Raw genomic sequence first — 12,306 nt, 5'->3', positions numbered from 1 at the left:
GCTCAGATCGACTGTATCTGATCCCTCTGGGACTAAGGCAGGGTGTCGAACACCGTGAGGCCGGGCGGGAGAATTACCCAGGCCGGGCGATCGCGACTGAAGATCGCCACAGTAGGCCGAAACCTGGAGGGCTCGTCCAGCGAACCTGCATAGATCGTGTGAGAGGTCGCCTCGCCGACCTTTCCTCCGAAGACGAGCCCGCCGCAGCTCGGACAGAAGTTCCGCAACGCCTCGCCGCCGCGGGCGGACATTGAGGCGTAGGTCGCAGTCTCGCCGGTGAAGCGCACGGCCGAGGCCGGAAATCCCATGAACGGCATGAATCCGGAGCCTGAGGCCTTTCGGCAGTCGACGCAGCAGCAATAACCCGCAAGCGTCGGTTCGCCCGTCGCTTCGTAGCGCACCCCGCCGCAGAGGCACCCGCCGGAGAAGCGTTTTCCGCTCATCTCAGCCACGGTAGGCGGGGGCCGGTCGAGGGACAAGCCGGGTCGGGGGCCGAGACTAGGGACGTCGTCAGGCCGCGCAGGCCCGTTCGCAGGCGTCCGCCAGGGCTCGGCGCGTCAGCGGCTTGTCGACCACCGGCGCTGCGGTCAGCCCGGAGAGCATGTCGGCGTTGCCGGTCACATAGATATGCGGGATCGGCCCGAGCCTGGCGGTGATCGCCAATATCGCTTCGATCCCGGTGCCTCCCAGGATGCGGATATCGGCGGTCACCAGGTCCGGACGGCGGGCGAGGGCGCTCTTCATAGCGTCGTCGGGATTGTCGACGATGTCGCAGGTTTCAAAACCGAAGTCGTTCAGCAGGGCTTCGACTTCCAGGGCGATCAGCATCTCATCTTCAATGATGAGGGCATGCTTGCAGGTGCAGGGCAGGCTCATGACACGACCATCGTGGGGTGAGGACAGGGGGTGCGGGGAGCTGCGTCGACCTGCGAAAACTGGGCCATTGTCATGGCGCGGATAGGTTTCGCAACGGAATATCGAATCTTAGGCGTTTAATTGACGATGCTGTGGCCCGCGTCGGGTTGAAATGCATCATGCGGCATGGACTACGAGCGTCCGCCGGACATCGACGTTGAGTACCGGGTCATCCGTGGTCCCTGGCCGCGATGGGCCCTGCAGCTCAGCCTGCTGAAACTCGCCTTGCGCGCCGCCGGTGTCGTGGCGCTGCTTTTGATCGCCGCGGCGCTGATCGCCGTCGTGTTTCTGGCTCGGCGGTGATCGAAAGCTCAGCAGCGCCCTTCGGCGCGTCCGACCATGCGCCGGCGCGGGAGAGCGGGCGGCCATTTCGCTGAGCACGGCCTTAGGCGAATTGCCGATCGAACGTCATGGGCGGAGACTTGGTCGCTCCGCCTACTCAACGGCGCTAGCGGCCCTTGAACGCCGCCGGCCGCTTCTCGACGAAGGCCATGATGCCTTCTCGCGCATCCTCGGTGCGCCCCGCATCGCCCTGCACGTAGGCTTCATGCTCGACCTGGTCGTGCCAGGCCGCGTCCAGGGAGGCCCAGATCAGGTTGCGGGTATAGCCTAGTGAGATTGGCCCCTCAGCGAGCTGGGTCGCGAGCGCAAGGGCGGCGGGCATCAGTTCGGCATCCGGGACGCAGCGGTTGATCATGCCCCAGTCCAGGGCTGTGCTGGCCGGCAATTTCTCGCCCAGCAGGGTGAGCTCCATGGCGCGCGCCTTGCCGACCAGCCGCGGCAGCAGATAGGTCGCTCCTCCGTCCGGGACGAGGCCGATCCGGCGAAAAGCCTGCAAGAAATAGGCGCTCTCGCCCGCGACGATCAGGTCGCAGACCAGCGCGATCGAGGCGCCGACTCCGGCGGCCACGCCGTTGACCGCAGCGACGAGCGGCTTGGGCGACTTGCGTACAGCGCTGACGAAGGGGTTGTAGACCTTCAGCAGGGCCTGGTTGGGTCCCGTAGCGCCCTGGGACACCCGACTACCGCCGCCCGACAGATTGGCTCCCGAGCAGAAGCCGCGGCCTTCGCCGGTGATCACGATGGCGCGCACCTGCGGGTCGGCGATGAAGGCCTCGAGGCTCGCGTTCAGTCCGTCCATGAGCTCGATGCCAGCAGCGTTCAGTGTCGCCGGATCATTGAGCGTTATGATCCCGATGCTGCCTTGGACCTCGGTCTTGACCTTCGCAGGCGTAGCGGCGCCGTCCATGGGATGTCCTCCAGTTCGAGACTATCGCTCGATCTAAAGAACTCTACCCGGCGTCAGCCTAGTGGAAAACGCTTAAGCGGCAGCGACAGCGGCCATGGGCGAAGCTGCGCTGGTTCGGTTCCGGCCGGCATGCTTTGAGGCGTAGAGCGCAGCGTCGGCGCGTTCAATCAGGCTCGTGATCGCTTCGCCGCTCAGGCGCTCGGCGTAGCCCGCAGAGACGGTGACCGCGCCCATGTCCTCGTTGGTGGAGCGACGCTTCAGGGAGCGCGAGGAGATTTCGAGCCGCATCTGCTCGAGCACGGCGACGGCGGTCAGGCCGCTCTCCGCCGGGAATATGATCGCAAACTCTTCGCCGCCGTAGCGCGCGGCGACCCGCGGCGCGGCGCCCAGCCTACCGATGACGCTGGCGACATAGCGCAACACCTGGTCGCCGATCTGGTGGCCCCAGGTGTCGTTGAAGGTCTTGAAGTGATCGATGTCGATCAGCGCCAGGGTGAGCGTCTCGCCCTCCGCGTCGGCGTGTTGGCAGATTTCCGCCAACCGCTCATCGAAGGCCTTGCGGTTGGTGAGGTTGGTCAGGCCGTCGATCATGGCGTCGCGGCGGACCTGCTCGAGGTTCTGTCGCAGGCGGTCGAGCTCGGCGGTGGTCTCGGCGAGTTGGCTCTCCAACATCGCGTTCTTGCCCTGCACCTTCCGGGTGGCGCTCGCCAGCCCTTCGACGATCTCCTTGGTGGCGCCGGTGTCCTCCACCCCTAGGCGTTGGGAAGCGCTGGCCAGCTCCTGGCCGTATTCCTCGCTGGATTTCTGGGCTGTCTCGATCGCGCGCGTGACCGATTTCAATTCCTTCGACAGCACTTCGCCGGCCTCGCGTATGCCGCCGTCCAGGCGGGAGTCGGGCAGGTATTGGGCGGCCAAGGCCTCGCCAACGCTCTCGGTGACCGCGTGCCCCGCAGCAACCAAGCGGTCGATCTCCTTGGCCAGCGGGCCCTCGCCGTCGACGAGATAGCGCACCCAGAGTTCGAAGTTGCGAGGCGTCGGCCAGACGCCCCGGGTTTCCATGAGCTCCAGCGCACGGCGAGCCACGTCGTAGCCTTTGGCGCTGCGCAGCGAGGCCTGGATGTCCGCGGCCATGTTCAGGCCTCCCACCGGGAGATCGCGCCATGCGACCTACCCTACGTGGGACAGCAAGCTAAACAGACAAAACCAACGGCGAGTTAAGGTTCGGCCGACGGTCCGGCTGCGTCCCCTAACCGCTGGAGCGCGGCGGCGGGGGCTTCGATAGGAAGGCCGGGACGTCCCGGCCAAATCCCACCACTGCGTCATCATTGTCGTCGCGCTCACGGCCGCCGCGGGTCCGCTCGGCTGCGGCGCGGTCCTGGCGGGGCCGGCCGGGCTCAGCCCGATCCTGTTTGGCGCGATCCGGCGCGTTTCTGGGCTGGCGGCTGCGTTCCGCGCGTTCCGGCAGGGCCTGTTGAGCTTCACGAGCCGGCGCTTGCTGCGCGGGCTGCGCAGACGTCGGCTCCGATGCGACGCGAGCCTCCGATGCGACGCGAGCCTCCGGGGCGCCGCGGCGGCCCCGGGTGCGTCCCGTGCGCTCGGGCGGACGCTCGGTGCGCTCAGGACGCGGCGGCGCCTCGGGCGCGCTGGGGGCGCTTGCAGGATCAAAGGGCGCCATCGCCGCGACTTCGCCGTGCGCCGGAACCGGGCGGGGGCGACGGTCGCGATCACGCCCTGCGGCGGTCCCACGTCCGCTCCTGCCGCGCTCGCCGCCTCGGGGGCTGCGCGGCTCGTCCTTGATGTTCGCCCAATCCAGGTCGAGATTGATCTCTTCGGGCGCCTTGCCGATCAGCTTCAGGACCTTGTCGAGGTTACGGGTGTCGGCGGGCGTGGCGATCATGAAGGCCTGGCCCGAGCGACCGGCGCGGCCGGTGCGGCCGATGCGGTGGACATAGTCGTCAGCGTGGTGCGGCACATCGAAATTGAAGACGTGGCTGACGTCGGGGATGTCCAGGCCGCGGGCGGCGACATCGGAGGCGCAGAGTAGCTTCAGCGAGCCGTTGCGAAAGCTCTCCAGCGTGCGCATGCGGGTCTGCTGGTCGAGGTCGCCATGGATCGGCGCGGCGTCGAGTCCGTGCGTCTTCAGCGACTTGGCGACGATATCGACCTCGGACTTCCGATTGCAGAAGATGATGCCGTTCTTCACGTCGGCCCGGCCGATCAACTCGCGCAGCGCCGTGCGCTTGGCCTTCTGATCGGTGGTCGGGATCCGGACCAGGTACTGGGTGATCGTCTCTGCGGTCGTCGCCGGCCGCGAGGCCTCGATGCGCACCGGGTCCTTCAGGAACTGCTTGGTGAGCCGGGTGATCTCCGGGGGCATGGTCGCGGAGAAGAACAGCGTCTGCTTCTTGGCCGGCGTCAGCTTGAAGATGCGCTCGAGGTCGGGAATGAAGCCCATGTCGAGCATGCGGTCGGCTTCGTCGACCACCAGCATCTGGACGCCGGTCATCAGGAGTTTGCCGCGCTCGAAATGGTCGAGCAACCGGCCGGGCGTGGCGATCAGGACATCGACGCCGCGGTCGAGCTTGAGTTCCTGGTCGGAGAAGGAAACGCCGCCGATCAGGAGCGCCCAGGTGAGCTTCTGTCCTTTGGCGTATTTCTCGAACGAGGCGGCGACCTGATCAGCCAACTCGCGCGTAGGCTCGATGACCAGCGCGCGCGGCATCCGGGCGCGTGCGCGCCCCGCCGCCAGGCGGTCGATCATGGGCAGCGTAAAGGCCGCGGTCTTGCCGGTGCCGGTCTGGGCGATGCCCAGCACGTCCTGACCATGCAAGGCGTGTGGAATCGCCTCGGCCTGGATGGGGGTCGCGGTGGTGTAGCCGGTGTCGGCGACGGCCTGCAGCGTGGCAGGCGAGAGTCCAAGGTCGGAAAATTCGGTCATTCGTTACGATAGGTGCGGGAGGCCGCCCGGGACCTTGAAAGGACCTGGGCCGGCGGGCCGCGGCGGCGCGGACGGAGATCGTTGCGCGCGGCGGAAGATACGGCCCGCCAGCGGCAAGTCAACGCGCTGGCGGCTCAGCGGGTTGGCGTGACCGCCGGCGGCGCCGTTTTCCGAGGCTATTTTCCGTCCACCGTGAACGCCAGGAGCACGTTCACGCCGTTTCCGCCGGTGCCCGCGGCGCCGTTGAAGCCACTCATCACGAAGACCCGTCCGCCGGCGATGGCCGCACCGAGGCCGTCGAGACTGCCGCCCGGTTGCCCCTTGACCTGATTGACGGTGTCATAGGTCCGCTCGGTCGTGGAGTTGGCCCAAAGGATCTTTCCGGTGGCCGCGTCATAGGCGCGCAGCCAGCCGTCCATGGTGCCGGAGAACACCACGCCCGGCATTACCGAGGGCGCGGCCGACTGGGCGCGGAGGCAGGCGCCGCCGGTGCGGTCGCGGGAGCGGTCGCCGGCGTAGTGGCAGGGCGCGACAGGCGCAGGCGTGCGCCAAAGCACCTTTCCGGTAGCCGGATCCAGCGCGTAGAGGCCGGGCGCGGCGGGCGGCAGTTTTTCGAAAGTCGATTTGCCGAGCGGCCGAAGGACATCGTCCATCAGGTTCATCGTGTCGGCGTTGGCGACATAGAGCCGCTTCAGGTCGGCCGCCATACCCCATTCGATACCGCCCAGGGCCGAGCCGCCGCCGACCTTTGTTGTCCAGAGCAAGCGACCGGTATCCGGGTCCATGCCGTAGACCGATCCGGACTTCTGGCCGGCCAGCAGAATGTCTTTGCCGTTCGCCAGCTTGAAGATGATCGGCGAGGCGCCGAAATCGTAGTCCGGGCCATAGGGGCTGGGGCAGTTGGCCGGCTTTTGGACGTCCTCGCAGCCGACGATGAAATTGTCCTTTTCGGTGACCTGGTTAGACCAGCGGATCCTGCCCGTCTTGGTCTCAATGGCGACAATTGCGTCGGCGCCCTTGGTGTCGACATCGGTGTAGCTGTCGCCGGTGGCGACGTAGACCAGCCCGCGCTTCAAATCGACCGTCGGGGCCGACCAGATCGCGCCCCCGGCCGGGCCCTGCTGCATAATGCCTGCGGAGTTCTTGTGGGTGTCGTGCAGCGGCTCGGGGATAATCACTGTCTTCCAAAGCGTCTTGCCGCTCTTCAGGTCGAGCGCAACTAGCGCGCCCTGGAAACTGCAGCACCGATAGGTAGGCTGGTGGGCTGCGCCCTCTTCTCCTGAGGTGAGCGGCACGAAAAGCTGGTCGCCGGCGACCACTGGGGCGCCGGTGATGCCGGCGATCGGATTGGCGTCAAGCTGAGCCGAACGCCAGATCTCCTTGCCGTTCTGGGCGTCGAAGGCCCGCACGGTGCGATTGCGTTCGCCGACGAATGTCGCCCAACCGCTTGGGGAGATTTCAGACTTCACGATCACCGGGGTGGTGCGCGAGACGACGCCCTCGATGACCCAGCGGACGCAACCCGTCGCAGGATCGAGCGCATAGAATTTGCCCGAGCGGTTGGTGATGAACAGCCACTCTCCGATGACCGTCGGCATCGAGCCGCCCGTCATGGAGAAGGCCCACTTCACCTGCAGCTTCGGGACATCGGCGGCCTTAAGGCCCGGGTTGGCCTGGAAGCGATGGGAGGTCTCAAGGCCAACGCTGGTCCAATCGGAAGCCGTCGGCTTGATCGGCGGATTGACCTGACACTTCACGTCGATCCCGATGGGACCGGCGGGGCTACGTCCCCGCGCGGTCTGGCCGGGGCGGGCGGCGGTGAGGTAGGCGGCGACCGCCTGCTTGTCGGTCTCCGACAGGCCCGAAGCCATCGGCTTCATGACGCCGCTGGTCAGGGCCTCGATAATCGTGTCCGCCGGCATCGTCGCCAGGGTCGCGCGGTTCGGGGCGCGCTCTATGGCGGGGTCATGGCAAGCCTTGCAGCGGGTGTTGAACACCGCTTCGCCCCCGTCGGGCGTCTGGGCCTGAGCCGCGATCGGGGCGGCAAAAAACATCGCGGCGACCGCCGCCATCCAGATACGCAGTTTCATCCTGGGTCCGTATCCCCGAGCGTTTTTCTTTGCTTGTGAGGCGCGTCACGGACGGACGCAAGACCCGAATCTCCGCTTCGGGCCGTCTCACGTCTCGAGGCGGGATGTTCGCCTTCGAGCGCTCAGGGGTAGCAAGCCGCAGCCGTAAGCGGGACGCTTTTGATGCCGGGCACAATGTTGAGGTTGAAGGTCGCGCTGGCGCTGACCGTATGGCCGCATCCGGTCGCCCCATAGGTGAAGACCGGTGAGATCTGCGGGCCGGAATAGTGGCTGCGGGTATAGGCGAGCGTGGTCGTCGCGTCAGGACAGGTTACGGCGTTGACTGCCGCGCACCGCGCACCGGCCTCGACCGCGTAGTGCATGCTGTTGGAGGCGAATGCGAGCTGCCCCGCCCAGATGGCGCCGGCCAGCATGGCGATGAAGGCAGGCATGACGAGCGCGAATTCGACCGCACTTGCGCCCGAGCGATGGCCCCCGAAGCGCCTGATTGGGAACGCGCCCATCACAGCATCCTCATCCAGGACGTGCGCGTGATCGCCTGGGGAAACGCTCTCACCATTGTCAGTTGGGGGAACATCGCCTGGTAGGCGTAGGTCGTGCTGACCTGGAGATAGAGCACCGAGCGCAAGGTGGGCTGGCCGACGGACGAGCAGTCGGCCGGCTGGTTGTTGACGTCGGCCATGTAGATGAGCTGGTTGGAGCCGTTCAGGCAGTAAAAGCCCTCGGTGATACCAGACAGGCTCACCTGCGTGCCCAGCGCAGTGCCCTGAATGGCCGTGGTGACCGCAGTGGTCAGGGTCGGACAGTTGGTCGTCGCCGGCGTATGTGCGGGATCACAGGTCACGAGAGCGGCCTCCGCGCCGGCCTGTGTCGCCGAGCCGACGGCGTTGGAATAGACCGCGTAGCGACCGACCTCGGCGGCGTTCATGGCCGCGACCGCCAGTATGCTGCCGATGACCGCCAACTCGATTGCGGCGCTGCCGCTGCGCTCTGCGCGCCAGGCTGCGAGCTTGCTTGCGATCCCGATCATAGCACGAGCTTCCCGCGGCTGGGCACCTGGCCGGTCGGCATCGCCAGGCCGGCCTGCGCGCACTGGCCGTGCTCCAGGATGCTGGCGGTGCCGTTGATGGTGATGTTGTCGACCACCATGGCGAAGCAGGACTTCCCATTGCTCGCCTTGTTCACGATCCCTGAGAAGGTGACCGAGGAATGAGGGAGGTAGACTGCGCCCGTCAGGTCCCAGGTCGGCGAGTTGCCGGCCGCCGAGATATCGACCCCCGACGTCAGGCCCGGATCCTGGTACATGACCACGCCTGACCAGGGACCGCTCGTGGGCGCAGCCACGTCGAGCGTGCCGCCACCGGTGGGGGCGTGAATGTAAGGCCCGTTCGGCCCCGAACCGTTGGTCCCGGCGTAGATGATGGTCAGCGCCGAGCCGGAGGTGGTCTGCAGGATCTGATTATTGGTGTCGAGCTGGCCGTTGTAGATGATCAGGGTCGTCGGGCCGCTGGTGTTGACCGTAACCGGGCCGGCCAACTGGACGTCTCCACACATCTGGATGGGGCCGCTCCAGTTTTCTATCCCGGCAAGCTGGTTCTGCGACGGAAGGGAGGGGTCTTTCTTCTGCTGGGGCTCCTGCGGATAGTTTCCGTTGCAGGGGTCCGGCGGGATATTCACCGCGAGGGCCGCGTAGGGATCGGGTACGACCGCGACGTTTGAATGCTCGACGACGCCGCAGCCGTTGTTGGTGGTGTGGGCGTCGCCATTGTCGGCGCCAAGGTCGTGGCCGTTGCAGATGGCGCCGGTGTTGGACATCACGTTGCAGCCGGAGAGGTCCGCCTTCGGGCCGCCGTTGGCGACCAGCGCGGTGTTAACGCCGTTGTCGCCGAGCGCCAGGAGGCAGTAGGGGCGGGCCACCATCGACTGGAGCGCGACCGCGGTGGCTGTGATGAGCTTCGCGGGCGCTTTTCCGATGGTCGTGTCGCCGTGGTAGCCGACGATCTGCGCCAGCAGCAGGGGTTGGGGCCTGCTGATGGTGACGCTGTAGCAGTTGGAGCCGCCGGCGGGGCAGGTGGCCGTATTCGACACCGCGACGCTGACCAGCCCGACACCGTCGGTGAAACCGTAGTGGGCCGTGATCGCTCGCGCCTCGGCGACATAGCTGGAAGCCGCGTTGGTCGCCGCGGCTATGGCGGCGGCGTCGGCGGCGTTCTGCATCTGCTTGGTGTTGACGTACCAAGTGGCGGTCTCGGCGCCGAGACCCAAGGATCCCGCCAGGGCCGGCAAGGAAAGTGCGGCGATGATCGCGACATTGCCGCGTTTGCTACGCAGGAATCTCAAAAGAGAGGCTCGCAGACTGAAGGTCATAGCGAAATCACCTGGGTTGCATGCTTTGGTAAGACGTTCACACGGCTTCGGTTAAGCCCGTCCTGAAATCGTTGGTTTATTTCGATTTGCCATAACGACCGGGCGGACGGGGTGAGGGCGGCGAACGCCTCGGTCGAGGTGGCTCTCAACGAGGCGTGCGCCTCGCGCCTAGGGGATGGCGTTGCTGATCGTTGAATAGGTCCCGACCATCTTGTTGCCGAGACTGGTCAGCGCGGTGACCAGGATGGCGGCGCAAAGCGCGGCGATGAGCCCGTATTCGATGGCGGTGGCGCCGGACTCGTCTTTTGCAAAACGCGTCAGAAACCCAGGCATGGTTCAGCTCCTCCAAATCTGGCCGGCGGGCGCGAGCGAGGGGCGCGTCTCCGATTGAGCCAATTTCGAAGCGAGTGTGTCACAACGCGAATAACGCCGAGTAAAGCTATTCAAGATTTCGCGTTAATACTGACAAGGCGTTCACCATATCGCCAAGCGCCTAGAGAAAGACTTTCAGCCGAGACGGTTAGACGTCGAGATCGGCAGCGGCGAACTCGGCGTTCTCCTGGATGAACTGGAAGCGCAGCTCGGGCTTGCGGCCCATGAGTTGTTCCACGAGCGCCTCGACCAGTTCCTCTGCGCGCGGCAGGGTGACACGGGCGAGGGTTCTTTTCGAAGGATCCATGGTCGTCTCCTTCAGCTGCGCCGGCATCATTTCGCCAAGGCCCTTGAACCGGCTGATCTCCGGTTTCTTGCCCTTGAACTCACCGGACAGCAGTTCGTCGCGATGGGCGTCATCGCGCGCATAGACCACCTTGGTCCCGTGGCTCAGACGGTAGAGCGGTGGCAGCGCCAAATAGAGTCGGCCGGAGCGGATCATCTGCGGCATGGTCCGGTAGAAGAAGGTGATCAGCAGGCTTGCGATGTGGGCGCCGTCGACGTCGGCGTCCGTCATGATGACCACGCGGTCGTAGCGCAGGTCCTCTTCCTTGAACTTCGAGCCGCCCTGAACGCCGAGGGCCAGGAGGAGATCGGTGAGTTCCTTGTTGGCGCCGAGCTTGTCGAGGGTCGCCGAAGCCACGTTCAGGATCTTGCCGCGCAGCGGCAGGATCGCCTGGCTCTTGCGGTCGCGGGCCTGCTTGGCCGAGCCGCCCGCGCTGTCGCCTTCGACGAGGAAGATCTCGGTGCCGTCGATCGCGTTGCCCGAACAGTCGGCGAGTTTGCCGGGCAAGCGCAGCTTGCGGGTCGCCGATGCGCGGGCGACCTCCTTGTCCTTGCGGCGCTTCAGCCGCTCCTCGGCCCGCTCGATGACGAACTCGAGCAGGGCCGTGGCGGCCTTCGGCTGGGCGGTCAGCCAGTGGTCGAAGGGATCGCGAATAGCCGTCTCGACGAGGCGCTGTGCGTCGGCGGACGACAGGCGCTCCTTTGTCTGGCCCTGGAATTCAGGGTCCCGGATGAAGACGCTGACCAACGAACCCGCCTGGGCGATGACATCATCGGCGGTGAGGATCGTCCCGCGTTTCTCGCCGGTGAGTTCGGCATAGGCCTTCAGGCCGCGGGTGAGGGCTGCGCGCAGGCCCGCCTCGTGGGTGCCGCCCTCAGGCGTCGGGACGGTGTTGCAGTAGGACTGCAGGAAGCCGTCCGCCTCGCCGAATCCTGCCGGCGTCCAGGCGATGGCCCACTCCACCTTGCCGCTCTCGCCCGGACGGGAATAGCGGCCGGCAAAGGGCTCCGGTGTCACGGTCTCGATATCCTTCACCCGCTCGGCGAGGAAGTCGGCAAGGCCGTTAGGAAAGCGGAAGGTGGCCTCGGCCGGGGTCTGGTCGTGGATACGTGACGGATCGCACGACCAGCGGATCTCGACGCCGCCGAACAGGTAGGCCTTCGAGCGGGCCATGCGATAGAGCCGCGCCGGCTTGAAGCTCGCAGCCTCCCCGAAGATCACCGGGTCGGGCGTAAAGGCGATGGCCGTGCCGTGCTTGCGGGTCGGGCCGAGTTTTTCGATGCCGCCCAGGGGCTTGCCGCGCGTGAAGGCCTGACGCCACTCAAAGCCGTCCTTCCAGGCCGTGACCTCGACGCGTTCGGAGAGGGCGTTGACGACGCTGACGCCGACGCCGTGCAGGCCGCCGGAGGTCTCGTAGGCCTTGCCGGAGAATTTCCCGCCGGAGTGCAGGACGGTCATGATGACCTCCAGCGCCGACTTGCCGGGGTGCTTGGGGTGCGGGTCGACGGGGATGCCGCGGCCGTCGTCGGTGACGATAAGCTGGCCGTCGGCGTCGAGGCGCACCGAGATCACCTTGGCGTGGCCGGCCACCGCCTCGTCCATGGCGTTGTCCAGCACCTCGGCGAAGAGGTGGTGCAAGGCGCGCTCGTCGGTGCCGCCGATGTACATGCCTGGCCGCTTGCGCACGGGCTCGAGGCCTTCGAGGACCTCGATGTCCTTGGCGGAATAGCCGCCCCCCACGGCCGGGCGCTCGGGCCGTGGCTCGTGTGGCTCAGCCAGCGGCGCAGCCGGCGCCGGGTTCAGCGCGCTGTCGAAGAGGTCGGGCAAGGGTTGGGCGGCGGACTTGGACATGGACCGGCAAGGGTGGGGCGATTCTGCCTGCGCCCGATTTAACATCTTCCCCCGGCTGAAGCCGGGGGATTTCCCAGGGAGGAAATCCACTGAGGAGTTCGCGCTTCATCGGGCGCCTGACGGCCACCCTCCACGCGCAGCGACGGTGTGTTCCACCGCCGGACGCCGGTCCCGGCGT

Annotated in this window: 12 protein-coding genes; 1 reads left to right on the top strand and 11 read right to left on the bottom strand. The window is 66.5% G+C overall.

Features of this window, described 5'->3' with window-relative positions:
• Positions 1-32: 32 nt before the first annotated feature.
• Both VGI62_RS01880 and VGI62_RS01875 read right to left on the bottom strand, forming a co-directional pair.
• Positions 33-443: a GFA family protein gene (locus VGI62_RS01880; protein ID WP_331502693.1), complete on the bottom strand. Its 411-nt coding sequence runs from the start codon at positions 441-443 to the stop codon at positions 33-35.
• 67 nt (positions 444-510) lie between these two features.
• The gene (locus VGI62_RS01875; RefSeq protein ID WP_331502692.1) at positions 511-876 is read right to left on the bottom strand and encodes a response regulator; all 366 of its coding nucleotides are present in this window, start codon (positions 874-876) and stop codon (positions 511-513) included.
• Positions 877-1,041: 165 nt separating this feature from the next.
• On the opposite strand from VGI62_RS01875, the gene VGI62_RS01870 reads away from it, so the two are divergent.
• Complete coding sequence (locus tag VGI62_RS01870) at positions 1,042-1,218, top strand: hypothetical protein (protein WP_331502691.1); 177 nt, start codon at positions 1,042-1,044, stop codon at positions 1,216-1,218.
• A gap of 145 nt (positions 1,219-1,363) precedes the next feature.
• Here the strand turns inward: VGI62_RS01870 and VGI62_RS01865 are convergent, their stop codons facing one another.
• The 9 genes from VGI62_RS01865 to parE form a co-directional block, all read right to left on the bottom strand.
• Positions 1,364-2,164, bottom strand: a complete 801-nt coding sequence (locus VGI62_RS01865) for an enoyl-CoA hydratase/isomerase (protein ID WP_331502690.1) — start codon at positions 2,162-2,164, stop codon at positions 1,364-1,366.
• A 72-nt stretch (positions 2,165-2,236) separates the two neighbouring features.
• Positions 2,237-3,295, bottom strand: coding sequence for a GGDEF domain-containing protein (locus VGI62_RS01860; RefSeq protein ID WP_331502689.1), 1,059 nt, complete (start codon positions 3,293-3,295; stop codon positions 2,237-2,239).
• Positions 3,296-3,410: 115 nt separating this feature from the next.
• Complete coding sequence (locus tag VGI62_RS01855; protein ID WP_331502688.1) at positions 3,411-5,102, bottom strand: DEAD/DEAH box helicase; 1,692 nt, start codon at positions 5,100-5,102, stop codon at positions 3,411-3,413.
• A 176-nt stretch (positions 5,103-5,278) separates the two neighbouring features.
• Positions 5,279-7,192 (bottom strand): PQQ-binding-like beta-propeller repeat protein, encoded by a 1,914-nt coding sequence (locus VGI62_RS01850; RefSeq protein ID WP_331502687.1) that lies wholly within the window; start codon positions 7,190-7,192, stop codon positions 5,279-5,281.
• 122 nt (positions 7,193-7,314) lie between these two features.
• On the bottom strand, positions 7,315-7,695 hold the full coding sequence (locus VGI62_RS01845; RefSeq protein ID WP_331502686.1) for a TadE/TadG family type IV pilus assembly protein: 381 nt from the start codon (positions 7,693-7,695) through the stop codon (positions 7,315-7,317).
• Positions 7,695-8,222 carry a hypothetical protein gene (locus VGI62_RS01840; protein WP_331502685.1) on the bottom strand — a complete coding sequence of 176 codons (528 nt, stop codon included), beginning with the start codon at positions 8,220-8,222 and terminating at the stop codon, positions 7,695-7,697. Before VGI62_RS01840 ends, VGI62_RS01845 begins: the two co-directional genes overlap by 1 nt.
• A complete protein-coding gene (locus VGI62_RS01835; RefSeq protein ID WP_331502684.1) occupies positions 8,219-9,532 on the bottom strand; it encodes a pilus assembly protein TadG-related protein in 1,314 nt (437 codons plus the stop codon). The genes VGI62_RS01840 and VGI62_RS01835 overlap by 4 nt, the downstream gene beginning before the upstream one ends.
• A gap of 195 nt (positions 9,533-9,727) precedes the next feature.
• Positions 9,728-9,892 (bottom strand): Flp family type IVb pilin, encoded by a 165-nt coding sequence (locus VGI62_RS01830; RefSeq protein WP_331502683.1) that lies wholly within the window; start codon positions 9,890-9,892, stop codon positions 9,728-9,730.
• Between the two features lie 187 nt (positions 9,893-10,079).
• Positions 10,080-12,128 carry a DNA topoisomerase IV subunit B gene (gene parE, locus VGI62_RS01825; RefSeq protein WP_331502682.1) on the bottom strand — a complete coding sequence of 683 codons (2,049 nt, stop codon included), beginning with the start codon at positions 12,126-12,128 and terminating at the stop codon, positions 10,080-10,082.
• Positions 12,129-12,306: the final 178 nt, after the last annotated feature.

The organism is Phenylobacterium sp., assembly GCF_036495085.1.
In the GTDB taxonomy this organism is placed as follows: domain Bacteria; phylum Pseudomonadota; class Alphaproteobacteria; order Caulobacterales; family Caulobacteraceae; genus Phenylobacterium.
Note: the sequence above shows the minus strand (reverse complement) of the source record. Positions and strands in the feature narration are given on the sequence as shown.